Below are 26,155 nucleotides of genomic sequence, written 5' to 3' on the forward strand. Positions count from 1 at the left end.
CGATCACATGAAAATAAGATTGGCGGTCATGTCATTAACAATTGCCGCAACGGCGGCGTTATCAGCCTGCGGCGCGGGCGGGGAGGCGGCATCAGGAAATCAGAAAAACGTGAAGAACATTACGGTCGGCACCGGCACTCAATTTCCGAATATTTGCTTTATTGATGATAAAGGCAAATTGACGGGCTACGACGTTGAGCTGGTGAAAGAGCTTGACAGGCGCCTGCCGGACTATCGTTTCACTTTTAAAACGATGGATTTCTCCAACCTGCTTGTCAGCCTCGGCCAGCATAAAGTCGATATCGTAGCCCATCAAATGGAGAAAAGCGCCGAACGGGAGAAAAAATTTCTGTTCAATCAAGTCGCGTATAACAACTTCCCGCTGAAAATCACGGTGCTTCAAGATAACGGGAACATTCACGGCATTGAGGACTTGAAAGGAAAGCGGGTCATTACAAGTCCGACGTCAAACGGCGCGCTTGTGCTGAAAAAATGGAATGAAAAACACGGCAGTCCGTTTGAAATTGCTTATGCCGGCCAAGGCTCCAACGATGCGGCCAATCAGCTGAAATCCGGCCGCGCCGATGCGACGATTTCTACGCCGTTTGCCGTCGATTTCCAAAACAAAACGAGCGCGATCAAAGAAAAAACGGTCGGCGGGGTGCTGTCAAATGCCAAAGTGTTCTTTATGTTTAACAAAAATGAACAAACGCTGAGCGATGACATTGATAAAGCCCTGCAGGAAATCATTGATGACGGCACGCTTAAAAAGCTGAGTGAAAAGTGGCTCGGCGCGGATTATTCAAAGGAGCAATATTAAGTGAAAAAGAGAGGGATCGGCAATGGAAAAAGCGTTTGATATCAGTATGATCGCGTCCTTTGTGCCGACATTGCTCGGGTATTTGCCCGTCACGCTGTATATATTGGCGGTGTCTTTGCTGTTCGGCTTTCTATTGGGGATGCTTTTGGCGCTGCCCCGCATCTATCGCATTCCCGTTTTGAATCAGTTTGCGAAGCTGTATATCTCTTTTTTCAGAGGAACGCCCATCATGGTGCAGCTGTTCATTGTATTTTACGGTATTCCGGCGCTCACGGCGCTCGCCGGGATTGATACCTCCAAAATGGACCCTTTGTATGCGGCCATCGCCACGTATGCGCTGAGCAGCGCGGCAAGAGCGGCCGAAATCATCAGGGGAGGTGTGAACAGCGTCGACCGCGGGCAGGCGGAGGCGGCTTTCAGCATCGGGCTGAACGGGGGGCAGACATTCCGGCGCATCATTCTGCCGCAGGCGCTTGTGCAGGCCTTTCCCAACATCGGGAATATGGTGATCGGTTTCTTAAAAGATACATCGCTCGCTTTTTCGATCGGGGTGATGGATATGTCGGGCAGAGGACAGACCTTGATTACATCGAGCAATCATTCTTTAGAAGTGTATATCTCGCTTTCTGTTCTGTATTATGCGGCCGCCCTTTTATTTGAATGTGTCTTCAGATGGGCCGAAAAACGAATCAAGAAAGATGAGACGCGCCTTGTGACGGTTTTTGACATGAGCGCGCACGGCTGAAAAGGAGGGAGAACAGTGGAGCTGGATATTCCATTTATCGGCACTGCGATCAAACAAATGATGAAAACCGTTCCGCTTACATTGGCGATGACGGTCATTCCGATTATTGCCGGATTTTTCATAGCTCTCGGCAATATCACGGTGCGTATATTCCGCATCAAATGGCTGCTGGCCTGCTCAGCGTTTTACGTGTCTTTTTTCCGCAGCACCCCGGCGATTCTCCATATTATGCTGATTTATTTAGGGGTTCCGCTGATTGCCGATCAATTCAGCCGCGCGTTTCATCTCGGCTGGTCGGCCAATCAGATTCCGGTCGCCGTGTTTGTCATCATGGCACTGTCATTAACGGCAGGCGCTTATATGACGGAAATTCTCCGATCCGGGATCATGGCCGTCGATACGGGGCAGGCGGAGGCGGCATATTCAATCGGCTTGACGCGGGGCCAGATGATTCGGCGTGTGGTTCTGCCGCAGGCGTTCATGATATCGCTGCCGAACTTCACCAACATAGGCATCGGCTTTTTGCATACCACTTCCATCGCGGCCATTGTTGCGGTGCCTGAGATTACAGGAACGGCGACGATTGCGGCATCCGATAACTATGCATTTCTGGAAGCATTTATCGGGGCTGCCGTGATTTATTGGGGATTAACGCTGATTCTCGAAGCTGTAAACAGTCTGGCGGAAAAAAGGGCAGCCAGATATCAAGGAGGCGCATTATGATCGAAATCCGAAACATTCAGAAACATTTTGGCAGTCATCACGTGCTAAAGGGGATCAATTTAAGTGTCCGGAAAGGAGAAGTCGTGACCATCATCGGCCCGAGCGGTTCCGGGAAAACCACTTTTCTGCGCTGCCTTAATTTACTTGAGCGGCCGGATGAAGGCGCCATTTCGCTGCACGGTGAAGTCATTAACTGCAAAAAGCCTGCCAAAAAAGACATTCTCAGACTGAGGAAACAGACGGCGATGGTTTTTCAGCAATATCATTTGTTTTCGCATAAAACGGCGATTCAAAATGTTATGGAAGGCCTGACGATCGCAAGGAAAATGAAAAAAACAGATGCGTACGCCATTGCCGAGCGGGAACTGGCCAAGGTGGGGCTTCAGGATAAATTGCACGCCTATCCGAATCAGCTGTCGGGAGGACAAAAGCAGCGGGTCGGAATTGCCAGGGCGCTTGCCATTCATCCTGATGTGATGCTGTTTGATGAACCGACCGCAGCCCTCGATCCGGAGCTTGTCGGCGAGGTGCTCGAGGTGATGCTTAACATTGTGCGGACCGGCGCCACCATGATCATTGTCACACATGAAATGGAATTCGCCAGAAAAGTGTCCGACCGAATTGTGTTTATGGATGAAGGAGCAATCGTGGAACAAGGAACGCCTGAGGAAGTCTTTTACAAGACGAAAAAAGAAAGAACGAAGAAGTTCCTCCGCCGCGTGCTGCCTGATTACGGTTATGACATAAAAGAGCGCATAAAGGAGCCTGTCGTATGATTCGTTTAAGCATTTTAGACCAAAGTGTCACCGCGGAAAACCAAACCGCAGAAGAAGCCTTGCGGCAAACGGTGAGATTGGCTCAGGAGGCCGAACAATACGGATATGACCGTTTCTGGGCGGCGGAGCATCATAACAATGAAGAGATAGCGGGATCAGCGCCGGAAATTGTTCTGGGGTATCTTGCCGCAAGCACGAAAAAAATCCGTCTCGCGTCCGGCGGGGTGATGCTGCAGCATTACAGTCCTTATAAAGTGGCAGAGCAGTTCCGGGTTCTGTCCGCTCTTGCTCCCGGCCGTGTGGCGCTTGGTGTCGGCAAAGCGCCCGGCGGATTTCAGCTGTCAACCGATGCGCTGCAGCGGGAGCTTATCCAGCCCGCCCGTTTATTTGAAGAAAAGCTTGAGGAGCTGACTCATTTCATCCGAAATGATTTTCCGGACTCGCACCGCTACGCGTCATTGCGGCCGGCGCCGCATACTGAGTATGCGCCTGACCTCTTTTTGCTCGGCGGCAGCGCGGAAAGCGCGATATCCGCGGCCAAACTCGGCATTTCCTTCGTTTTCGCCTATTTCATAAACGGTGAAGAGGCTGCGTTAGAAAAAGCGCGCCACGCCTTTGACGAGCATCTGCCGAAAGGGTCTAAGGCGGAATTTCACCTTGCGCCGATGGTCTTTACCGCGCATACAAAAGCAGAAGCGGAAAAACACGTCGTATCGCGTGAGTCGGTCAAAATCATTCTCGAAGACGGCAAAAAGGTGAATGTCGGTTCCCGGGAACAAGCGGAAGCGTTTCTTGAACAAGTCACGCAGCCATATAAGCTGATTACACAAAAGACGGGTGTGATTGCCGGGACAAAAGAAGAGACTGCCGCCGAGCTGCGACGATTATCCGTTCAGTACAGCATTACTGATTTTGTGATTTTGTCGCCTATCAAAAACGCTGAGGAAAAACGATTGTCTTACCGGCTGTTAAGCGAAGCGGTGCAGCCGGCCCCACAATTATAGGAGGGATGAACATGAGTCATGAAGTAAACGTAGTGGTCTGGAGCAAACAGGGCTGCTCCTATTGCGATGAAGTGAAAGGATATTTGCGGGAAAAAGCCGTTGCATACGAAACAATTGATGTGACAGAGCGGGACGAATTGCGTGACGTGCTGCAGATGAAATACGGCATCCGTCATGTCCCCGTCGTTGAACTCGGTAGCGGTGACAGCCGTGTGTATCAGGCCGTTACTCAAGTCGGCATTGAACATGTAGAACGGGCGCTTGCCGATTACGAGGGGAAAAAGGGGGAGAGAAAATGAGCCGGACGGATCTTATTCAATTCGGAGCCATGATTCACGGTGTCGGCGGCACAACGGACGGCTGGCGTCATCCCGACGCCGATCCGACAGCAAGCACGAATGCGGCGTTTTACAGGCAAAAAGCGCAGACTGCTGAAAGAGGGCTGTTCAGCTTTGCTTTTATTGCGGACGGCTTGTTCATTTCTGAAAAGTCCATCCCGCATTTCTTAAATCGGTTTGAGCCGATCACTATTTTATCGGCGCTTGCCGCCTCTACAACCCATCTTGGTTTAATCGGCACATTTTCCACATCGTTCACTGAGCCGTTTACCATCGCAAGACAGCTGATGTCTCTTGACCATATCAGCGGCGGCCGGGCGGGCTGGAATCTCGTCACCTCTCCGCAGGCGGGAGCCGCGCGCAATCACAGCAAAGAAAGCCTTCCCGACCACAGCCGGCGCTATGCCATCGCCCAGGAACATGTGGACGTGGTGCGCGGTCTGTGGAATTCCTGGGAAGAAGATGCCTTCGTCCGCAACAAAGAAACCGGGCAGTTTTTTGACCCTGACAAACTGCATCGCCTGTATCACAAAGGCGAGTATTTTCAAGTGGAGGGCCCGCTGAATATCGGCCGGTCCAAACAGGGAGAGCCGGTCGTATTCCAAGCAGGGTCTTCAGAAACCGGCCGGTCGTTTGCCGCGAGGAATGCAGATGCAGTCTTTACGCACTCCAATTCACTTGAGGAAACGAAGGCTTTTTATGATGATGTGAAGAAGCGGGCGGCGGATTACGGCCGGGACGCTTCCAAGCTGCGGATTTTTCCGGGAATCAGTCCGATTATAGCCGGCTCACAAGAAGAAGCGGAAGCGAAATACCAAGAATTCGCCGAGCTGATTCCGATAGAGAACGCCGTTAAATATGTGGCCAGATTTTTTGACGATTATGATCTGAGCCGTTTTCCGCTGGATGAGCCGTTCCCTGATTTGGGCGACGTCGGGAAAAACGCGTTTCAAAGCACGACAGACCGTATCAAAAGGGAGGCGAAAGCCCGGAATCTTACGCTGCGTCAAGTGGCGCGCGAAGCCGCGTTTCCGCGAACCCATTTTATCGGCACACCGGAACATGTGGCATCATTAATTGAAACATGGTTTCAGCGGGAAGCGGCGGACGGATTTATTATTCATTCTGACATCCCGGGCATGCTTGAAGCCTTTGTGGATCAAGTCATACCGATCCTCCAGGAAAAGGGGCTGTACCGAAAAAGCTATCCGGCCGATACACTGCGGGGGAATCTCGGATTGGATATTCCGGTCTGTAAATCAAATCCGATTTTGAGCAGAAACTAAATGTTTCTGCTTTTTCCGCTGCTTGTCATTCCCGTCATTACAGCCTTTTCAAAAAAATACACTGATTTCGAGATATTATTGTTGCGAAAAGATTTTTTTGTAACTATAATTATTACAGAACTGATCAGTATAAAAAAACATTCATATTTCATAATAAATGTGTGTGTAATCTGAAAACGAAAGGGCTGTTTACAATGGCAAAAGTACTTTATATCACTGCTCATCCTCATGATGAAAAGACATCTTACAGCATGGCGACAGGAAAAGCGTTTATCGATTCTTATAAAGAATCAAACCCGAATGATGAGGTTGTACATATCGACCTTTACAAAGAGAACATTCCTCATATCGATGCGGATGTATTCAGCGGCTGGGGAAAACTTCAATCCGGCACAGGTTTTGAAGAGCTTTCTGAAAACGAAAAAGCGAAAGTCGGCCGTCTGAACGAGCTGAGCGATCAATTCGCGTCAGCTGACAAATACGTATTCGTCACACCACTTTGGAACTTCTCATTCCCGCCTGTTATGAAAGCGTACCTTGATTCTGTGGCTGTAGCCGGAAAATCATTCAAATATACAGAGCAAGGCCCGATCGGTCTGTTGACAGACAAAAAAGCGCTCCATATTCAGGCGCGCGGAGGCTATTACTCTGAAGGACCGGCGGCTGATATGGAAATGGGCCACCGTTACATCGGCATCATGATGAACTTCTTCGGCGTTCCTTCTTTTGACGGATTAATCGTTGAAGGCCATAATGCTGAACCGAATAAAGCACAGCAAATTAAAGAAGATGCGATTGCCCGCGCGAAAGAAGCCGGAAAATCATTCTGATCTTAAAAAAACCTCCCCGCCGTACGGCTGGGAGGTTTTTCATATTAAAGGGCAATCGTCCGTTTTTGTTCGCTGCTTTTCATCGCCGCTTCAATGACACGGATGACATCGATGCCTTCTTTTGCCGTAACGGGAAGCGGTTTTCCGTTTAAGATGCTGTCTGCCAGCAGTTTGTAGTACGTAAGGTAAGAGCCGTTCTCAGAGGGGATTGTTTCTGTATGCCGTTTTTCATCCGCTGCGATTGTCAGTTCTCCGAAGTTGTCAGGGTCATCGGCGCCCCAGCTCTCGTCAATCGGCTTTTGTCCGGCTGAAAGCGCATCTTCCTGTCCATCCATTCCGTATTTGATAAAGCTTGCATTCCGTCCGTGAATCTGATAGCGCGGGCCGCTTGCCGCATTCATGGAGCCGGATTGAAGAATGACCTGAAGTTTGCCGTAATGGAGCGCGGCCAGAAAATTATCAACGGTTTCACTGTTGTCCCGCTGTTTCATCACATGTGCGGTGACGGATTCCGGCATTCCGAAAAGCAGAAGTGTCTGGTCAATAATATGTGAACCGAGATCATACAGCGTTCCCGTGGCGGGTCCGTTCATTTCGCGCCATTTTTCCTGTACAACCGGGTTGTATAGATCGTAGCTGACTTGATATGTATGAATGTCTTGAAGCGCCCCGTCCCGAATCAGCTTTTGTATCGTTAAAAAGTCATTGTCCCAGCGCCGGTTGTGATACACGCTCAGCAAGACGCCTTTATTTTCAGCCGTTCTTCTCAGCTCCTCCGCTTCTGCTGAAGTCGCCGTCATCGGTTTTTCCACGACGGTGTGTTTTCCCGCCAGGAGACATTTCATCGCTGATTCATAATGCATTCCGCTCGGTGTCGTGACGATGACGAGATCAATGTCAGGATCACCGGTAATGTCTTCAATCGCGCGCACGGCTTCAGCCCCCGGCAGATCACGTTTGACCTCATCCGTTCTGGACGTCATGACTTTTTTGATCTGATAATCATCAAGGACGTCCAAAAGCGGCGCATGAAAGACTTTACCCGACAAACCATATCCCAATATGCCAACTTGTATCGTTTTCAATGAATTTCCCCCTCTTGATATGTGATAACATTATATACCCCGCGGGTGTACTGGTAAAACTTGTGTGTTGAAAATTTTTTACACCGGATTTTCAAGTCTGTATAATGAAGATAACGAAGAAAAAAACCGAGGTGGAAAATGGACAAACATACCGAGCATCAATCGTTAAATCATAAAAGCGCCAAAGAAAAAGACCAGATCCTGAACCGGCTGAAACGGATTGAAGGCCAAGTCAGGGGCATTCAGAATATGGTGGATAACGAACGATACTGCGTGGATATTCTCGTGCAGATTTCAGCCGTACAGGCGGCCATGCAGAAAGTCGCGTTTCATCTGCTGGAAGATCACGCCCATCACTGCGTAGCCGGCGCCATTGAGAGCGGAAACGGGGAGCAGGCGATTGCCGAGCTTCTTGATGTTGTGAAAAAAATCGCAAAATCGTAAAATAAAATGTTTTGATATACCCTACAGGGGTATGGTAACATGAAGAAGAAAAAACAAGACGTGGAGGGAATCATCATGGAACAAAAAACACTGCAAGTCGAAGGCATGTCCTGTCAGCACTGCGTCAAAGCAGTAGAGACCGGAGTGGGAGAACTGAACGGAGTGACGGCGGTTCAGGTGAAATTGGAAGCCGGACAGGTGGATGTGACGTTTGATGAGAACAAAGTCTCCGTATCAGATATAAAAGACGCGATTGAAGATCAAGGGTATGACGTCGTATAAGGTTTATCGCGCTTCGGGAACGGGCGCGGTTTTCTTTTATGAAAATGATACCCCCTGGGGGTTTGTGAGAAGAGGTGAGGGCATTGAGTGAACCGAAAGAGATGACCATTCAAGTGGGAGGCATGACATGCGCCGCCTGCGCTTCAAGAATTGAAAAAGGGCTGAAACGGATGGACGGCGTCAATGACGCTTCCGTCAATCTTGCGCTTGAGACCTCAAATATTTCCTATCAGCCTGACAAAATCGAAGCTGGCGCCATAAAGGATAAAATTGAAAAACTCGGGTACCATGTTGTGACGGAAAAAGCCGAGTTTCAGATTGAAGGCATGACGTGCGCCGCTTGCGCCAATCGGATTGAAAAGTGCCTGAACAAAACAGAGGGCGTTGTGGGCGCGCCGGTGAATTTCGCCCTTGAAACGGTCACCGTTGAATACAATCCGAAAGAGGTGACACCGAAAGAGCTGAAAGAGACCGTGGCAAAACTCGGCTACAGATTAGACGAGAAGAAAGCGGTTGATGGAGGCGGCGGATTATCCCAAAAGGAGAAAGAGCAGCGAAAACAGCTGATCAGGCTGATATTTTCTGCCGTTCTCTCATTTCCGCTTCTATGGTCGATGGTCAGCCATTTTTCTTTTACTTCTTTTATCTGGATGCCGGATATCCTGATGAATCCGTGGCTGCAATTCGCGCTTGCCACCCCGGTGCAGCTCGTCATTGGCTGGCCTTTTTATATGGGAGCGTACAAGGCGCTGAGAAACAAAAGCGCCAATATGGATGTTCTCGTTGCGCTCGGAACGACGGCCGCTTACGCATACAGCCTGTACATGACGATTGCGTCTCTCGGACGAGACGGACATGTAGAGGGGCTTTATTATGAAACGAGCGCCATTTTGCTGACTTTGATTTTGCTTGGAAAGCTTTTAGAGATGAAAGCAAAAGGCCGCTCATCAGAAGCGATTAAAAAGTTAATGAAGCTTCAGGCGAAGACGGCGGCGGTTGAGCGGGAAGGGAAGGTACAGGTGATTCCGATTGACGAGGTCCGGACGGGGGATATCGTATATGTGAAACCGGGAGAACGTGTTCCTGTCGATGGCGAAGTGATTGAAGGCCATTCCGCAATTGATGAATCGATGATTACGGGGGAGAGCATGCCTGTCGATAAGTCTCCCGGAAGCACCGTCACCGGGGCGACGATCAATGCAAACGGCTTTCTCAAAATCAGAGCGGTGAATGTCGGGAAAGATACCGCGCTTGCACACATTATTAAAATCGTGGAAGAAGCCCAAGGATCAAAAGCCCCCATTCAGCGGCTCGCAGATCACATTTCAGGCATTTTCGTCCCGATTGTGCTGGGGCTGGCCGTGCTGACTTTTCTCATTTGGTATGTATGGGCCGCGCCGGGACAGTTTTCTGAAGCGATCGGCAAATTCATCGCCGTGCTTGTCATTGCCTGTCCGTGCGCACTCGGGCTCGCCACTCCGACGAGCATTATGGCGGGCTCCGGCCGCGCAGCTGAATTCGGCATTCTTTTTAAAGGCGGAGAGCATTTAGAAAAAACACAGCGTCTGACGACCATCGTACTGGATAAAACAGGAACGGTGACAAACGGCAGACCGGTTCTGACAGATGCCGTACCGGCAGCGGGAATGAACGAAGAGGAACTCCTGCGGCTGGCGGCGGCCGCCGAAACGGGATCAGAGCACCCGCTTGGAGAAGCCATCGTGTCAGGAGCCGAAAAATGGGGGATTGCCATCCCGAAAATCACCCGGTTCCAAGCCCGGATCGGTTCGGGAATATACGCCGAGGCTGACGGCAGAACGATTCTTGCCGGATCAAGACGGCTGATGGAATCGGAACACATCGAACATGAGGCGCTGCTTCCTCACATGGCCCGCTTGGAGGCGGAAGGAAAAACGGTGATGCTTATTGCGGCAGACGGCAAAGCGGCGGGCCTTATCGCAGTCGCCGATACAATCAAAGACACATCTCCGGCCGCGGTGAAACGTCTGAATGATATGGGGCTTGACGTCATCATGATGACCGGTGACAACAAAAAGACCGCGGAAGCCATTGCAAAAGCCGCGGGCATCGGCAGCGTGATCGCCGAAGTGCTTCCCGAACAAAAGGCAGCGGAAATTTCCCGGCTGCAAAAAGAAGGCCGGCGCGTGGCGATGGTCGGTGACGGCATCAATGATGCTCCGGCGCTGGCTGTGGCCGATATCGGAATGGCCATCGGCACCGGCACAGATATCGCAATGGAAGCAGCCGATATTACGCTGATCCGCGGTGACCTGAACGGCATTGCCGACGCCATCAGCATGAGCAGGCTGACCATGAGAAACATCAAGCAGAATTTAGGCTGGGCATTGGGATACAACAGCATCGGCATTCCGATTGCGGCGGCCGGCTTTCTGGCCCCGTGGGTGGCAGGCGCTGCCATGGCGTTCAGCTCAGTATCGGTCGTCCTTAATGCTTTGCGTTTACAGAGGGTAAAAAAAGACAAAATAGGCTGAGGCCTGTTTTGTCTTTTTTATTGACACTTTATTCAAAGCCTGCATATAATAGAGAAAACACTTATATGAGTATATGTTCATATATATAAATTCGTTTAGCTGTATTGATGTTATGGGAATCCTATTACGGAAAGTAGGGTGAGTCGAAAATGAAAGCAGCCAAAGGTGAATTTGTATTAGACGGACTTGATTGCAGCAACTGTGCAAAAAAAATAGAAAACGGCGTAAAAGCCATTGACGGCATCGACGGCTGTGCTGTCAATTTTGCGGCAAGCACCATCACGGTCTCAGCCGGAGGCAAAAACGAACAATGGATGAAAGATGAGGTTGCGAAAAAAGTAAAGTCCATTGATCCTCATGTGACCGTTCGTTCGAAGCACGAAGACAAACCCGGCGAGGATGAATACCGCAAAAAGCTGCAGCTGATGTTAGTGAGGTTGGCTGCGGGAGCCGTTTTGGCCGTCATCGCTTACTTCGCGCACACGGGCGCCGTCCTTGAGTTTCTGCTCTTTTTTGCTTCATATTTGATTATCGGCGGCGATATCGTAGCCAGAGCGGGAAAAAACATTGTCCGCGGCCAGGTATTTGATGAGCATTTTCTGATGGCGCTTGCCACGATCGGCGCATTTATGATTCATCAGTATCCGGAAGGCGTCGCGGTCATGCTGTTCTACCAAATCGGTGAATTGTTTCAGGGAGCGGCCGTCAGCCGATCCAGAAAATCGATCAGCGCGTTATTGGACATCCGTCCTGAGTACGCCAATGTGAAAACGGAAAACGGCATGACTGCCGTTTCGCCGCAGGACGTCAAAGTCGGACAGGTCATCGTCGTGAATCCCGGAGAACGGATTCCGCTGGACGGAAAGGTGCTGAGCGGTTCTTCGATGGTTGATACATCCGCTTTAACGGGCGAATCCGTGCCGAGAAAAGCGGAGCCGGGGCAAGATGTGATGGCCGGATTTATGAATCAGAACGGCGTGCTTCATATTGAAACCTCTAAAGGATATGAAGACTCTGCCGTGTCAAAAATATTGGATCTGGTCGAAAATGCGGCCGGACGCAAAGCGAAAACGGAAAACTTTATTACGAAGTTTGCCAAGTACTATACACCGGCCGTTGTCATTGTTGCGGTGCTTCTCGCCTTTTTACCGCCGCTTCTCGTGCCTTCAGCCGCGCTATCCGACTGGGTGTACCGCGCGCTGATTTTCCTTGTGATTTCTTGTCCGTGCGCACTCGTCGTCTCCATTCCGCTCGGGTTTTTCGGCGGTATCGGAGCTGCGTCTAAAGCAGGGGTGCTCGTGAAAGGCAGCAACTATTTAGAAGCGCTCAATCAGGTGGCATACGCCGTGTTTGATAAAACGGGAACCTTAACGAAAGGCAATTTCGCCGTTACTGATATCAAACCGGCGGCAGGGTTTACGAAAGACAGCCTGCTTCATGCGGCCGCGCTTGCAGAAGCCCATTCCAATCATCCGATTGCTTCTTCCATCCGTGAAGCCTATAATCAACCGCTCGCGGCAGACGAGATTGAAGAATATGAAGAAATACCCGGACACGGCATTCGGGTGAAAACCGGCGGATCAACGATTTTAGCCGGAAATCAAAAACTGATGGCAAAAGAACAAATCGCTTCCGGCACAGCTGAAAACAACGGAACCGTCGTCTATGTCGCCGTTGATCAGCAGTATGCGGGGGCGATCGTGATCGCCGATGAAATCAAAGAGGACGCCAAACAGGCCATTGCCAATTTAAAAGCGCTCGGCGTGAAGCGGACAGTGATGCTGACGGGTGATTCAAAGCAGACCGGAGAAGCTGTCGGCCGAGAGCTCGGTATTGATGACGTGTACACAGAGCTTTTGCCGGGTGACAAGGTAGACCGCGTCGAAGAACTTGAAGCGGCGCTTTTACCGAATGAAAAACTGATGTTTGTCGGCGATGGGATTAATGATACGCCTGTGCTTGCCAGAGCTGACATCGGAGCTGCCATGGGGGCTCTCGGCTCTGATGCCGCCGTCGAAGCGGCCGATGTCGTCCTGATGACAGACCAGCCGTCAAAAGCAGCCGAAGCCATCCGGATTGCACGCCGAACACGCCGGATCGTCTGGCAGAACATCGGATTTGCTTTAGGCGTAAAAATCATTTTTCTCCTGCTTGGCGCATTCGGATTCGCCACCATGTGGGAAGCGGTCTTTTCAGATGTAGGCGTCACGCTGATCGCCGTTGCCAACGCGATGCGCGTCATGAGAGTGAAAGCGGAATAATTGTCAAAGATAATTCGTTTTTCAGGGTTTTCTTAAACAAGGTTGTCTTGGTAAAATAGAGAAGCGGGCCATCCGGCATCCGCTTCTTTTTTATTTTAAAAACAATGAGGTGTCTGAGTGAAAAAGAAACAATCGTCTGCGAAATTTGCGGTGATTCTGACGTTAATCGTTGTCGTTTTATTTGCGGCCATCGTAATTATTAACAACCAAACGGAAAAAGCGGGCGAAACAGTCGCCGAACAGCCTTCCATTAAAGGACAGCCCGTGCTCGGCAAAGACAGCGCCCCTGTTACGGTAGTTGAATTCGGAGATTACAAGTGTCCGTCATGCAAAGTATTTAACAGCGATATCTTTCCGAAAATCAAAAAAGATTTTATCGATAAAGGCGACGTGAAATTTTCATTTGTGAACGTCATGTACCACGGAAGCGGCTCGCGTCTGGCGGCTCTTGCTTCAGAAGAAGTGTGGAAAGAAGACCCGGCATCATTCTGGGCATTCCATGAAAAGCTGTTTGAACAGCAGCCGTCAAGCGAACAGGAATGGGTCACGCCTGCATTGCTTGAAAAAACGGTCAAAAGCACCGCGAAAAAGGTTGATCCTGACAAGCTGAAGGAAAACCTTGATAAAGAGACATTTGCAAAAGAGCTGAAAGCTGACACTGACCTGAATGATAAATTAAACATTACGGCGACACCGACGATTTACGTAAATGACAAAGTGATTAATGACTTCTCTAAATATGATGAGATTTCAAAAACGATTAAGAAAGAGCTGAAAAATGAAAAATAGAATCGTATTTTTATATGCTTCTTGGGTGATAGCTCTTGCTGCCATGCTCGGCAGCCTATATTTCAGCGAGATCAGAAAATTCATACCGTGCGAGCTGTGCTGGTATCAAAGAATTCTCATGTACCCGCTTGTCCTGATTTTAGGAATCGCCACCTTCCAGGGTGACACGCGCGTGAAAAAATACGTGCTGCCGATGGCCGTCATCGGCGCGTTTATATCGATCATGCATTACCTTGAGCAGAAGGTGCCCGGTTTCAGCGGCATCAAGCCGTGTGTCTACGGCGTGCCTTGCTCATCTGAATATATTAACTGGTTCGGTTTCATTACCATTCCTTTCCTGGCATTGACGGCATTTATTCTCATTATTATCTGCATGTGTTTTGTCAAAACGGAACGCACGGCAAAATAAAGAGCCTGCTCCATGGGAGCGGCTCTTTTTCTATTATTTGTACCAAGCTTTGTTTGTCGCAATCTGTCTGTTATGGGAGCTGTCCCAAATATCCACGGAATAGGCATAATCATAATTCATGACGCAGCGGATGCCGCTGCCTTGGGCGTCATGCTGAAGTCCGAAGTTATGGGAAAACTCGTGCTGTGCCGCTTTCGCCGTGTTGGCCGTTCCTTGATCAAGGTTCACGCTGAAAGCCGGGCCGCTCGGTTTGCCGTTATATACATACGCGATACCGCCGGCGTCAAAACTTGATTTTGCGGTAAAACCGACGACAAAATGATAATTTTGATTTCTGAAGCTGCCTTGGAGATTCGATAAAATCTGAGAACTGTTTGAGCCGGAGGAATTCCAAGCCTGCACGGCCTGTACGACGAAATCAATGTTGTGATCACGGTTAAAAGCAACATCCGCCTGCTCCACGATCTGGACGATTCGCGTTTGCCAGTCGCTGTATTTGGCGCGGTATTCAGCGTCCGCCACCGCCAGCACTCTGACCTTCTGGCTGCCCGTGCTGGCTTTAGTTGAGGCTTTATCCTGACTGACATTGGCATTGAATCGTTTCGTGCCGACCTGCTTGCCGTTTTCATCCAGAATTTTTGTGTCAACCGTCTGTTCGACTTGGACCGGGCCCTTCAGATCTTTAAAATGATCGGCTTTCGGAAGCGGGTCCGTATACACCGTTTTCGCCGGCTCCGCATGAGTGTGCGAATGCGTATGGCTTTCGGCTGACGGCAGGCCGGGAATTAATCCGGCGGCCAATAAAACAGGAAAAACAAGTGAACTGATTTTCATCTCATAACCCCCTTTTTCTTAGAGAAAGTATTCAATGAAACTTCCAATAAACCTCCCAAAATAGTATAAAATAGGTAAATGTTCTTGCTCCCAGCCGTTGCGAGTGAGGTTGTCCCGGATTAGGAATCAGAATCTTTCAAAAATAAGGTTGATTTTAAGAGAAAGCGATTATAAAATCTAATGGTTGTCAGAAAATTTAACAAATAAAAAGGAGCATATGGAATGGCCTGGGAGCTGCTTAGTGTAATCGGCATCATTGCGTTTGCGGTCAGCGGAGCGATTGTTGCGATGGAAGAGGAGTATGATATTTTAGGCGTGTATATCTTGGGGATTGTAACGGCGTTCGGCGGAGGAGCGATCCGAAATCTGCTGATCGGTGTTCCGGTCTCCGCCTTGTGGGAGCAAGGCGCGTTTTTTCAAATCGCTCTCGCATCAGTTACGATTGTCTTTTTGTTTCCGAAGCTGCTGTTAAGGCATTGGAGTAAATGGGGCAACCTATCCGATGCCATCGGGCTTTCGGCGTTTGCCATCCAAGGCGCTTTATATGCCGTGAAAATGGGCCATCCGCTCAGTGCGGTGATTGCGGCAGCGGTCCTCACCGGCAGCGGGGGCGGCATCATACGGGATTTGCTCGCGGGCAGGAAGCCGCTTGTGCTCAAGGCGGAAATTTACGCGGTCTGGGCCGCGCTCGGAGGGTTAATCGTGGGCCTCGGCTGGGCCGGGGATGCCGCCGGTTTGTATGTGCTGTTTCTTGTGCTTGTGGCATGCCGCATCTGCAGTTATGTGTTCAGGTGGCGCTTGCCGAATCGTTCCTATCATATAGATCAGTAAAAAACCGATTTCATAAAGAAATCGGTTTTTTTTTCATAACGGCTTCTGATAAAAAAAGACGCCCGATATGATAAGAAAAAGGGTATTTGACCATAATGCTGAATAATATGTTGCATATATGTTTGTAAGATGAAAGCCGGATTTGTCAGCTTGATGTCGGAGGTGCCGCTGATGGCAAAACGTGATAAAGAGTGGAAAGAAGAGCAGGAAAGACTCAATTTTGTCATGAAGGAACTGGAACAGAAACAAACTCATCTTGAAGCCTCATCGGGCGGATTGAAGCAGGATATTGTCGGGCTGAGAAAAACGTTTTGGGATGATGTCACCGTGAATATGGATGATGCCCATGAAGCGGCTGAGACATTTTCAAGCATTAAACAGCAGGCAGAAATGCTTTCAGAACGTGAACGGACGCATCGGCTTCAATACCGGCAGCTTCAAAAAATCCAAAAGCTGAAAACCTCTCCTTACTTCGGCCGTGTCGATTTTACGGAAAAAGGGGAGTCCTCTTCCGAGCGGATTTATATCGGGCTGACTTCTTTGATGGATGAAAACAACGAGCAATTTCTCATTTATGATTGGCGCGCGCCCATCTCATCTCTTTACTATCAATATTCCCCGGGAAAAGCCCGCTATGAAGTTCCCGAAGAAACGATAGAAGGAGACATCACACTGAAGCGGCAGTTTATCATTAAAAACGGGACGCTTAAAGCGATGTTTAACACGGATATGACGATTGGTGACGAAATGCTGCAAGAGGTGCTAAGCGGGCATTCTGGACAGCATATGAAAAACATCGTGTCAACCATCCAAAAAGAACAGAACGAAATCATCCGGGATGAAAAAAGCAAATATCTCATCGTTCAGGGAGCCGCCGGAAGCGGGAAAACATCCGCGGCGCTTCAGCGGGCCGCTTACTTGCTGTACCGCGGGCGCGGGGTGCTTGATGCCCGTCAGATTGTATTGTTTTCCCCGAACATTTTGTTTAACAGTTATGTTTCCGCCGTATTGCCGGAATTGGGAGAAGAGAATATGGAGCAGGCCACCTTTCAGGAATATATCCTCCGCCGGCTCGGACGAAAGTTTGATTGTGAAAGCCCGTACGAGCAGCTTGAATATTGCCTGACTGAACAAAATCAGGACGCACTTTTCGTAAGGCTCGCAGCCATTGCTTACAAAGCGTCACCAGCTTTCCAGGCCCTGATTGACCGTTATGCCGGATCGCTTTCGGTCTCCGGCCTGATGTGTAAACAGATCAGCTTCCGGGGAGACATCCTGATTTCAAAAGAGCGGATTGAAGCCTATTTTTATTCGCTTGATCAGCAGCTGCCGATTCCGAACAGAGCGGAGCTGACGGCGGAATGGCTTCTCGCGGAAATCAGCGCTCTCGAAAAAAAGGAGCGTAAGAAGGAATGGGTCTTGCAGGAGAGCGAGCTGCTTGATAAGGAAGACTATGCTGAGGTTTATCAAACACTCAAGAAGCAGGCGGCAGATGATGAACCTGCATTTGACGACCATCAGCGCGAACAGCGGCTGCTTGGCGCCATTATTGTCGGCAAAGCCTTTAAACCGATTAAGCAGGCCGTCAGACGGCTCGGCTTTCTCGATATAAAACGGATGTATCTCCGGCTGTTTTCAGATTGGGGAGCTGATGAAAAGCCCGATCATTGGGAGAGCATCGGCGCTTTGACCAGAAACGCATTTGCAGAACGGTCACTTCCGTATGAAGATGCCGCTCCGTATCTGTATTTGCAGGATCTGTTAGAAGGAAAAAGAAAAAACACACAAATGAAGCACGTCTTCATTGATGAAGCTCAGGATTATTCCCCGTTTCAGCTCACGTATATTCAAAGCATCTTCCCGGCGGCAAAGATGACGGTGCTCGGTGATGTCAGCCAGTCGATTTATGCCCACACCATTACGGGCCCTTCTTCCCTCGCCGGCTGCTTTCGCAATGGTGCAGAAAAGTATGTCAGCCTGAAGCGGACTTACAGATCGACGCGGCAGATTGTTGAATTTACGAAAGCGCTGCTGGCTGACGGCGATGACATTGAGCCTTTTAACCGGAACGGGGAAAAACCGCGTGTTTTGCGGACGGATACAGAAAATGCGCGGCAGGAACAATTGGCGGATACAATCCGGGAGCTCAGACAAAAAGGCTGGGAGACGGTCGCCGTCATCTGCAAAACGGCCGCGGAAGCCAAAAAAGTGTTTCAGGCAGTCAGCGCCGAGAGCGGTGTCCGCTTGATCAATAAAGAAAACCAGCCTTTTCAAAAAGGGGTATGCGTCATTCCCGTTTATTTGGCAAAAGGCATTGAGTTTGACGCCGTCATTGCCGCTGACGCCTCTGCTGTCCAGTACAAAAGCGAACATGACCGTAAGCTGTTATATACGGCCTGTACGCGGGCGATGCATCATCTGACCGTTTTGTCTCCGGGAGAACCCTCTCCTTTTATAAAAGAAGTGCCCGCCGGCTTATTCGTGTAAGCCCTTTGCCAAGTGCAAAGGGCTTTTTATCATTAGGAATCTTAATCATTGTCATCATGATTATATATTTTACTTACATACAAACTTTCGGTAAAGTTTCAATTAGAATATTATTTTGACAATTCCTATAGAAATAACGTACGTTACGTTTAATTCCTTGTGAGGTGGATATCGTTGCAACTTCAGGTCATGAACAGTCCGTTTAATCAGGAGCAGGCAGAGCTCCTTAACCGCCTTCTGCCGACCTTGACAGAATCACAGAAAATCTGGCTGAGCGGTTATTTGGCTGCGGCCCGGTCCGAATCCGGTGAAACAGCCGCACCCGCTGCTCCGGCTCCTGCAGAAAGCCCGGCAGTCTCGAAAGAAGTGACCGTATTATACGGATCGCAAACGGGAAATGCGGAAGGTCTTGCGAAACAGACGGTAAAGACGCTTGAGGAACGGGGATTCCAGGTCACCGTCGCATCGATGAACGATTTTAAGCTGAATAATCTGAAAAAAGTAAACAATTTATTGATCGTGGTGAGCACGCACGGAGAAGGCGATCCGCCGGATAACGCGCTGGCCTTTCATGAATTTCTTCACGGCAGACGCGCGCCGAAGCTTGAAGCGCTCCGTTACTCCGTTTTGGCGCTCGGGGACAGCTCGTATGAATTTTTCTGCCAGACCGGCAAAGAGTTTGACGAGCGTCTTCAAGAGCTCGGCGGCACCCAGCTTGCGCCGCGGGTTGATTGCGATCTTGATTATGATGAGCCGTTTTCTGAATGGCTTGACGCGGTCATCGGCGGTTTGAACGAAGGAGCGGGAAATCAAACAGCCGAAGCGCCTGCCGAGACGCCGGCTCTCGGTGAATCCGTTTATTCCAGAACGAACCCGTTTCGGGCGGAGGTTCTTGAGAACATCAATCTGAACGGACGCGGTTCGAATAAAGAAACACGCCATCTCGAGCTTTCGCTTGAAGGGTCGGGCCTCGCGTATCAGCCCGGAGACAGCCTCGGCATCTATCCGGAAAATGATCCGGCGCTCGTTGATGAGCTGATCAATGAGCTGAAATGGGACCCAAAACAGGAAGTGGCGGTGAATAAACAAGGAGAGCGCCTCCCGCTGAAAGATGCGCTTACTTCTCATTTTGAAATAACCGTCTTAACAAAACCGTTCCTGCAAAAGGCCGCACAGTTTACGGCTGACCAAAAGCTGAGTGAACTTTTGGCCGAAGGAAACGAAGAGCAGCTGAAAGCGTACATCAACGGCCGTGACCTGCTTGATCTCGTCCGGGATTTCGGGCCGTGGGAAGCGACAGCGGAAGACTTTCTTTCCATCCTGCGTAAAATGCCGGCCCGGCTCTATTCGATCGCAAGCAGTTTAGAAGCGAATCCGGAAGAGGTGCATCTGACAATCGGAGCGGTCAGATATGACGCGCACGGCAGAGAACGAAAAGGCGTCTGCAGCATTCTGTGTGCGGAAAGACTCCAGCCGGGAGATACGCTTCCGATTTACATTCAGCACAACCAAAACTTCAAGCTGCCGGACAATCCGGATACACCGGTCATTATGGTCGGGCCGGGGACAGGCATCGCGCCGTTCCGTTCCTTTATGCAGGAGCGTGAAGAAACCGGAGCTGAAGGGAAAACATGGCTGTTTTTCGGGGATCAGCACTTTGTCACTGATTTTCTGTACCAGACGGAATGGCAAAAATGGCTGCAAAACGGTGTTCTCACAAAAATGGACGTCGCTTTTTCCCGGGATTCGGAGGAAAAAGTATATGTGCAGCACCGCATGAAAGAACAAAGCAAAGAGCTGTATGAATGGCTGCAGCAGGGAGCCGCCGTATATATCTGCGGTGATGAACAGCATATGGCGCATGACGTGCACCAGGCGCTTCTCGATATCATTCAGGAAGAAGGCGGCATGAGCCGTGAAAAGGCGGAAAGCTTCCTGGCAGACATGCAGCAGAAAAAACGCTATCAGCGTGACGTATATTGATTTTGGTTTGAAAGGAGCTTATTCAGCATGGTGAACAACATTTTAAAAGCGCCGGAAGGCCCTCCAAGTGATGTTGAGGAAATTAAAGAAAAAAGTGATTATTTGCGCGGCACATTGAAAGAAGTCATGCTCGACCGGATTTCAGCCGGCATCCCGGACGATGACAACCGGCTGATGAAGCATCACGGAAGCTACTTGCAGGATGACCGCGATCTCCGTAATGAACGTCAAAAACAAAAGCTTGAACCGGCTTACCAGTTCATGCTGCGCGTTCGCATGCCAGGCGGCGTGTCAACTCCGGAACAATGGCTTGTCATGGATGAACTGGCGCAAAAATACGGAAACAATACATTGAAGCTGACAACGCGTGAAACGTTCCAAATGCACGGAATTTTAAAATGGAACATGAAAAAAACGATTCAGAAAATCAATGCGGCGCTGCTTGATACCATTGCGGCCTGCGGAGATGTCAACCGAAACGTCATGTGCGCTTCAAATCCGCACCAGTCTGAAATTCATGCGGAAGTATACGAATGGTCGAAGAAATTGAGCGATGACCTTCTTCCGCGCACGAGAGCCTATCATGAAATCTGGCTTGATGAGGAACGTGTAGCGGGCACTCCTGACACGGAAACGGAACCGATGTACGGGCCGCTGTACCTGCCGCGGAAATTCAAAATCGGAATCGCCGTGCCTCCGTCCAATGATATCGATGTCTTTTCTCAAGATCTCGGCTTCATTGCCATCGTGGAGGAAGGCCGTCTTATCGGATTCAACGTTGCAATCGGCGGCGGTATGGGAATGACGCACGGCGATACGGCCACTTATCCGCAGCTTTCAAAAGTCATCGGCTTCTGCAAACCGGAGCAGCTGTATGATGTAGCGGAAAAAACCATTACGATTCAGCGCGATTACGGAAACCGTTCCGTCAGAAAGAATGCCAGATTCAAGTACACTGTTGACCGTCTCGGGCTGGAAAACGTAAAAGCCGAGCTGGAAAACCGCCTCGGCTGGCAGCTTGATGAAGCGAAACCTTATCATTTTGACCATAACGGCGACCGTTACGGATGGGTGAAGGGTGTAAAAGGTAAATGGCACTTTACGATGTTTATCGAAGGCGGCCGCGTCACGGACTATGAGAATTATAAGCTGATGACGGGATTACGTGAAATCGCCAAAGTCCATACGGGAGATTTCCGTCTCACCTCTAATCAAAACCTGATTATCGGCAATGTCTCGAGCCAGAAAAAGAAACAAATCAGCGCATTAATCGAACAATACGGTCTGACAGACGGCCGGCAGCATTCCGCCCTCCGCCGCAGTTCAATGGCTTGCGTCGCGCTTCCGACATGCGGGCTCGCCATGGCCGAAGCCGAGCGCTATCTGCCGAAATTGATTGATAAGATTGAAGACATTGTTGACGAAAACGGGTTGCGGGATGAAGAAATCACCATCCGTATGACCGGGTGCCCGAATGGCTGCGCCCGCCATGCGCTTGGCGAAATCGGATTTATCGGAAAGGCGCCCGGAAAATATAATATGTATTTAGGAGCGGCGTTTGACGGCAGCCGTTTGAGCAAAATGTACCGGGAAAATATCGGTGAAGAGGAAATTCTGAGTGAGCTTCGCACCATTCTCCCGCGCTACGCGAAAGAGCGTGAGGAAGGCGAACACTTCGGCGATTTCGTCATCCGCGCGGGCATCATTAAAGCGACGACAGACGGCACGAATTTTCACGAATAAGATGAGCACTTAAAACCAAGGATAGAGACACACTGACGGTGCGTTCTCTATCCTTTACTAAGCAGCATAAACGCTGCACCGCGTCATAAAACAGATGACGCAGCTTGCGAAAAAGCCTGTTTTCAGAGAAAACAGGCTTTTTCTTTTTCCGGAAAAAATGTAGCTGAAGGCAAAAAAAGTTCGCCGTGAGCACGTTATGAGAAATTTTAAATAAAAACGGGTAAAATAAAAGAAGAATGGTTGCGTGCGGAAAATATATTGAATCTGCCCGATCATCGGCTCCGGCCTTTGGCAAAGACAGAGAACAGGCAATAATGATATGATGCAGCAGATGAAGGAGGTCATGCTTTGGACATATTTTTAGTCGTACTCGTACTTTTAACCATCATCGCGATCTCAAATATCGTAAATCGGTTTGTCCCCTTTATCCCAGTGCCTCTGATTCAGGTGGCGCTCGGTATCATTGCGGCGTCATTTCCGCAGGGGCTTCATTTTGAACTGAATACTGAATTGTTTTTTGTTTTGTTTATCGCTCCGCTGCTTTTTAACGATGGAAAACGGACGCCGCGTGCGGAACTTTGGAATTTAAGAGCGCCGATTTTGCTGCTTGCGCTCGGGCTCGTGTTTGCCACGGTGATTGTCGGCGGTTACACGATTCATTGGATGATTCCGAGCATCCCGCTGGCTGCCGCGTTTGGGCTGGCGGCGATACTGTCACCGACTGACGTTGTCGCGGTCAGCGCGCTGTCAGGGCGAGTGAAGATGCCAAAAGGCATTCTGCGTCTCCTTGAAGGAGAAGGACTGATGAATGACGCATCCGGCCTGGTCGCTTTTAAATTTGCGATTGCGGCTGCCGTGACGGGCGCATTTTCGCTGGCGCAGGCCGCCTTCAGTTTCGTTCTGATTTCAGCCGGCGGTTTACTCAGCGGTGTCGTCATTTCTTTTTTGATTATCCGTTTCCGGCTGTTTTTGCGCCGCCTCGGCATGCAGGATGTCACGATGCATATGCTGATTCAAATTCTGACGCCGTTCGTCATCTATCTCGCGGCTGAAGAAATCGGCGTTTCCGGCATTTTAGCTGTTGTGGCCGGCGGCATCACGCATGCGGTGGAGCAGGACCGTCTTGAATCAACGATGGTCAAACTGCAAATCGTCTCTTCAAGTACGTGGAATATTATTTTGTTCATTCTGAACGGTCTTGTTTTCGTTATTTTAGGGGCGCAAATACCGGATGTGGTTTCTGTCATATTTAATGATACCGCGTTTAACAATATGATGGTCATCGGGTACATTATCGTCATTACGCTGACGTTAATGATTCTCAGGTTTTTGTGGGTGCTGTTTTTTTGGAACGGCAAGTGGTTTTTTAACAAGGATCAGAGCATTTATAAACCCGGCCTGCGCTCGACCCTGCTGATTTCGGTTTCAGGCGTCAGGGGAGCGGTCACGCTTGCGGGTTCCTTTTCCATTCCTTACGTGCTCTCTGACGGCTCACCGTTTCCTGAACGGAATTTGATTCTCTTTTTAGCCGCGGGTGTTATTATGTGCACATTGGTGCTGGCGACAATCGTACTGCCGATTTTGACAGATAAGCCGGAAGACAATGTGAAAGAGAAGAAAGTCAAATTGCTGACAGCGAGACGGAAGCTGATAAAAGCTGCCTTAACCGCCATTAAAGAAAATATGAATGAGACAAACAAAACGGCTTCTTTTGCGGTCATTGCCGAATACAATGAGAAAATGAAAAATCTCAGATTTCAGCAGTTCACCGTCAAAAACCGCACGAAAAAAGATGAGCGGAAAGTCCGCGCCCAAGGGATACAGGCTGAACAGGAAGAATTGCTGCGGCTGATTGAGCGGGGCGACATACCGGAAGAAACGGCTGACAGCCTTCAGGAACGGTTGGATGAACTGGAAGTGCTGTATACGAATCCGTTTAAAGTCGGCTTATCTAAGAAAAAGCTGAAACGCCTGATGTACTGGATCTTTTTCGGTGAACAAAAAAAGCCGGAAATGACGATTTTAAATGAAGAAGGCCTCATCCGCGCCACAAGGGTTAAAACGGCAAAAGCGGCCATTGAAAGCCTGAAAAAACACATGACCGAAGAAAATAAAGATGTGACGCTTGCCGTCATTTCCTTTTACAATCACTTGATTTTCAGGCTGGGGCACTCGTATCACGAACAGAATCCGAGCCGCCGTTTTGAAAATCAAAAACTCGAAATCAAACTGCGGGCCGTGCAGGCCATCCGCAATGAAATCCAAACATTATTCGAAGAGCGGGAAATTTCCCGGGACATGTCACATGAGCTTCGCCAGTACATTAATGATGTGGAAGCGGCAATGCTTGACGGAGATGAATAAATCAAAAAAGTCCGGCATCTGTCGCCGGACTTTTTTTGATTACGGACGATGGAATTCGACGTGATCGCCGTCGCGGTCAAACCAGCCTCTGAAGGCCCAGTTGATCCAGCCGCCATCACCTTTATTGGTGAAGCTTCCGTCTTCAAACACCCAAATGCCGTACGTGATGCCGTCATAAACGGCGGAACCGTAAAACTGAACGCCGTTAAAATGATCTTCATATTCCTGGCTTAAATTAAACACCATGACGTTATATTTTTGTCCGGAAGCGTAGAATGAAGATTCCATTAAGTTTTTGACGAAGCCGTCACGGTTTTGCGCCGACTTAATCGCGTCAGCAATCGAATTGCCGATGCCGAGCAGGTCAACGTCAATGTTTAATCCGACATCTTTTGCTGAGACATCTGATGATTGCTCTGCCATGTTTTGAGGGACCGGGGTTTCTTTTGCGGATACAAAGGACAGAGGAGTCAGAGACAAAGCGGCGCCAAGGGCAACGGACATCGGGATACGCATACGTTTCATATGATTTCCTCCTTCAATTGTGTGGTGGCTACAGTAGCGATTTACCCGGACAGTTACCCGGCTAACCGGAATTTTTGAAAAATAGGAAAATAATAACGGAAGTGGTGCTTGGGCACTAAAGATGGTTTTTGTGACGACGATGAGCGTATAATTGGTTTCTTACGGCGGAAATGTGAGATAATAATAACCGTTTACATAATGACTAGAAAGGATGGTTCAACGTGGCAAAAAGCTTAAAAGATACTGTAAAGCTTCATAATGGCGTTGAAATGCCGTGGTTCGGCCTTGGCGTCTTCAAGGTGGAAAACGGAAGCGTAGCGGCGGACTCCGTCGAAGCGGCAATCAGAAACGGCTACCGCAGCATTGATACGGCGGCTATTTATAAAAATGAAGAGGGTGTCGGCGAAGGCATCAGAGCTGCGGGCGTTGCAAGAGAAGAACTGTTCATCACATCAAAAGTGTGGAATGAAGATCAAGGATACGAAACGACACTTGACGCGTTTGAGAAAAGCCTTGAGCGCCTCGGCCTCGATTACCTCGATCTGTACCTGATTCACTGGCCGGGCAAGGATAAATATAAAGACACATGGCGCGCTCTTGAAAAGCTGTACAAAGACGGCAAAATCCGCGCCATCGGCGTCAGCAACTTCCAAGTGCATCATTTAGAAGAACTGCTGAAAGATGCTGAAATCAAGCCGATGGTCAACCAGATTGAATTCCACCCGCGCCTGACTCAAAAAGAAGTAAGAGATTTCTGCAAAGCGCAGGGCATTCAAGTGGAAGCATGGTCTCCATTGATGCAGGGACAGCTCCTCGATAACGAAGTGCTGTCACAAATTGCGGAAAAACATAACAAATCGGTTGCTCAAGTGATTTTGCGCTGGGATCTTCAGAACGAAGTCGTTACCATTCCGAAATCGATTAAAGAGCACCGCATCATAGAAAATGCCGATATTTTTGATTTCGAACTGTCACAGGAAGAAATGGAAAAGATCAGCGCATTGAACAAAGACGAGCGTGTCGGCCCGAATCCGGACGAGCTTCTGTTCTAAGAAAAAAACAGCCCTTTACGGGGCTGTTTTT

Annotated in this window: 23 protein-coding genes; 20 read left to right on the forward strand and 3 right to left on the reverse strand. The window is 49.4% G+C overall.

Going from position 1 to position 26,155, the window contains the following annotated elements; translation table 11 throughout:
* Positions 1 to 7: 7 nt before the first annotated feature.
* The 8 genes from D5S11_RS02240 (at position 8) to azoRB (ending at position 6,522) form a co-directional block, all read left to right on the forward strand.
* Positions 8 to 820 (forward strand): amino acid ABC transporter substrate-binding protein, encoded by an 813-nt coding sequence (locus D5S11_RS02240; RefSeq protein ID WP_020956346.1) that lies wholly within the window; start codon positions 8 to 10, stop codon positions 818 to 820.
* A 22-nt stretch (positions 821 to 842) separates the two neighbouring features.
* Positions 843 to 1,565, forward strand: a complete 723-nt coding sequence (locus D5S11_RS02245) for an amino acid ABC transporter permease (RefSeq protein ID WP_108724725.1) — start codon at positions 843 to 845, stop codon at positions 1,563 to 1,565.
* A 15-nt stretch (positions 1,566 to 1,580) separates the two neighbouring features.
* Complete coding sequence (locus D5S11_RS02250; protein ID WP_020956345.1) at positions 1,581 to 2,288, forward strand: amino acid ABC transporter permease; 708 nt, start codon at positions 1,581 to 1,583, stop codon at positions 2,286 to 2,288.
* Positions 2,285 to 3,064, forward strand: a complete 780-nt coding sequence (locus D5S11_RS02255) for an amino acid ABC transporter ATP-binding protein (RefSeq protein ID WP_108724726.1) — start codon at positions 2,285 to 2,287, stop codon at positions 3,062 to 3,064. The genes D5S11_RS02250 and D5S11_RS02255 overlap by 4 nt, the downstream gene beginning before the upstream one ends.
* Complete coding sequence (locus D5S11_RS02260; RefSeq protein ID WP_012118455.1) at positions 3,061 to 4,068, forward strand: LLM class flavin-dependent oxidoreductase; 1,008 nt, start codon at positions 3,061 to 3,063, stop codon at positions 4,066 to 4,068. The genes D5S11_RS02255 and D5S11_RS02260 overlap by 4 nt, the downstream gene beginning before the upstream one ends.
* A gap of 11 nt (positions 4,069 to 4,079) precedes the next feature.
* A complete protein-coding gene (locus D5S11_RS02265) occupies positions 4,080 to 4,367 on the forward strand; it encodes a glutaredoxin family protein (RefSeq protein ID WP_108724727.1) in 288 nt (95 codons plus the stop codon).
* Positions 4,364 to 5,692, forward strand: a complete 1,329-nt coding sequence (locus D5S11_RS02270; protein WP_108724728.1) for an LLM class flavin-dependent oxidoreductase — start codon at positions 4,364 to 4,366, stop codon at positions 5,690 to 5,692. Before D5S11_RS02265 ends, D5S11_RS02270 begins: the two co-directional genes overlap by 4 nt.
* 194 nt (positions 5,693 to 5,886) lie before the next feature.
* Positions 5,887 to 6,522 carry an FMN-dependent NADH-azoreductase AzoRB gene (gene azoRB / locus D5S11_RS02275; protein ID WP_003151719.1) on the forward strand — a complete coding sequence of 212 codons (636 nt, stop codon included), beginning with the start codon at positions 5,887 to 5,889 and terminating at the stop codon, positions 6,520 to 6,522.
* Between the two features lie 44 nt (positions 6,523 to 6,566).
* Here azoRB and D5S11_RS02280 read toward each other — a convergent pair whose 3' ends face one another.
* Complete coding sequence (locus D5S11_RS02280; protein WP_020956340.1) at positions 6,567 to 7,607, reverse strand: oxidoreductase; 1,041 nt, start codon at positions 7,605 to 7,607, stop codon at positions 6,567 to 6,569.
* Positions 7,608 to 7,745: 138 nt separating this feature from the next.
* Here D5S11_RS02280 and csoR point away from each other — a divergent pair, with 138 nt between their 5' ends.
* The 6 genes from csoR (at position 7,746) to D5S11_RS02310 (ending at position 14,305) form a co-directional block, all read left to right on the forward strand.
* Entirely contained in the window at positions 7,746 to 8,051 is a 306-nt protein-coding gene (gene csoR, locus D5S11_RS02285; RefSeq protein ID WP_003151723.1) for a copper-sensing transcriptional repressor CsoR, read from the forward strand.
* A gap of 75 nt (positions 8,052 to 8,126) precedes the next feature.
* Positions 8,127 to 8,333, forward strand: a complete 207-nt coding sequence (gene copZ / locus D5S11_RS02290; protein ID WP_015240581.1) for a copper chaperone CopZ — start codon at positions 8,127 to 8,129, stop codon at positions 8,331 to 8,333.
* An 83-nt stretch (positions 8,334 to 8,416) separates the two neighbouring features.
* A complete protein-coding gene (locus tag D5S11_RS02295; protein WP_108724729.1) occupies positions 8,417 to 10,846 on the forward strand; it encodes a heavy metal translocating P-type ATPase in 2,430 nt (809 codons plus the stop codon).
* A gap of 149 nt (positions 10,847 to 10,995) precedes the next feature.
* The gene (locus D5S11_RS02300) at positions 10,996 to 13,107 is read left to right on the forward strand and encodes a heavy metal translocating P-type ATPase (protein ID WP_108724730.1); all 2,112 of its coding nucleotides are present in this window, start codon (positions 10,996 to 10,998) and stop codon (positions 13,105 to 13,107) included.
* Positions 13,108 to 13,224: 117 nt separating this feature from the next.
* The gene (locus D5S11_RS02305) at positions 13,225 to 13,896 is read left to right on the forward strand and encodes a disulfide bond formation protein BdbD (RefSeq protein ID WP_012118444.1); all 672 of its coding nucleotides are present in this window, start codon (positions 13,225 to 13,227) and stop codon (positions 13,894 to 13,896) included.
* A complete protein-coding gene (locus D5S11_RS02310; RefSeq protein ID WP_007410015.1) occupies positions 13,886 to 14,305 on the forward strand; it encodes a disulfide oxidoreductase in 420 nt (139 codons plus the stop codon). The genes D5S11_RS02305 and D5S11_RS02310 overlap by 11 nt, the downstream gene beginning before the upstream one ends.
* A gap of 33 nt (positions 14,306 to 14,338) precedes the next feature.
* On the opposite strand, the gene D5S11_RS02315 is transcribed toward D5S11_RS02310, so the two are convergent.
* Positions 14,339 to 15,139: a zinc-dependent metalloprotease gene (locus D5S11_RS02315; RefSeq protein WP_007410016.1), complete on the reverse strand. Its 801-nt coding sequence runs from the start codon at positions 15,137 to 15,139 to the stop codon at positions 14,339 to 14,341.
* A gap of 222 nt (positions 15,140 to 15,361) precedes the next feature.
* Here D5S11_RS02315 and D5S11_RS02320 point away from each other — a divergent pair, with 222 nt between their 5' ends.
* The 5 genes from D5S11_RS02320 (at position 15,362) to D5S11_RS02345 (ending at position 24,547) form a co-directional block, all read left to right on the forward strand.
* On the forward strand, positions 15,362 to 15,970 hold the full coding sequence (locus tag D5S11_RS02320) for a trimeric intracellular cation channel family protein (protein WP_007410017.1): 609 nt from the start codon (positions 15,362 to 15,364) through the stop codon (positions 15,968 to 15,970).
* A gap of 171 nt (positions 15,971 to 16,141) precedes the next feature.
* Positions 16,142 to 18,457 (forward strand): RNA polymerase recycling motor HelD, encoded by a 2,316-nt coding sequence (helD, locus tag D5S11_RS02325; protein ID WP_108724731.1) that lies wholly within the window; start codon positions 16,142 to 16,144, stop codon positions 18,455 to 18,457.
* A 174-nt stretch (positions 18,458 to 18,631) separates the two neighbouring features.
* The gene (locus tag D5S11_RS02330; RefSeq protein ID WP_042635485.1) at positions 18,632 to 20,440 is read left to right on the forward strand and encodes an assimilatory sulfite reductase (NADPH) flavoprotein subunit; all 1,809 of its coding nucleotides are present in this window, start codon (positions 18,632 to 18,634) and stop codon (positions 20,438 to 20,440) included.
* Between the two features lie 27 nt (positions 20,441 to 20,467).
* A complete protein-coding gene (cysI, locus tag D5S11_RS02335) occupies positions 20,468 to 22,183 on the forward strand; it encodes an assimilatory sulfite reductase (NADPH) hemoprotein subunit (RefSeq protein ID WP_052827842.1) in 1,716 nt (571 codons plus the stop codon).
* Between the two features lie 348 nt (positions 22,184 to 22,531).
* Positions 22,532 to 24,547: a Na+/H+ antiporter gene (locus tag D5S11_RS02345; RefSeq protein ID WP_108724732.1), complete on the forward strand. Its 2,016-nt coding sequence runs from the start codon at positions 22,532 to 22,534 to the stop codon at positions 24,545 to 24,547.
* A 39-nt stretch (positions 24,548 to 24,586) separates the two neighbouring features.
* Here the strand turns inward: D5S11_RS02345 and D5S11_RS02350 are convergent, their stop codons facing one another.
* Complete coding sequence (locus D5S11_RS02350) at positions 24,587 to 25,072, reverse strand: stress protein (RefSeq protein WP_108724733.1); 486 nt, start codon at positions 25,070 to 25,072, stop codon at positions 24,587 to 24,589.
* Positions 25,073 to 25,293: 221 nt separating this feature from the next.
* Here D5S11_RS02350 and D5S11_RS02355 point away from each other — a divergent pair, with 221 nt between their 5' ends.
* Positions 25,294 to 26,124, forward strand: a complete 831-nt coding sequence (locus tag D5S11_RS02355; protein WP_007410023.1) for an aldo/keto reductase — start codon at positions 25,294 to 25,296, stop codon at positions 26,122 to 26,124.
* The last annotated feature ends 31 nt before the right edge of the window (positions 26,125 to 26,155 follow it).

It is taken from the genome of Bacillus sp. L75 (genome assembly GCF_003676355.1).
GTDB classification, from domain to species: domain Bacteria; phylum Bacillota; class Bacilli; order Bacillales; family Bacillaceae; genus Bacillus; species Bacillus velezensis.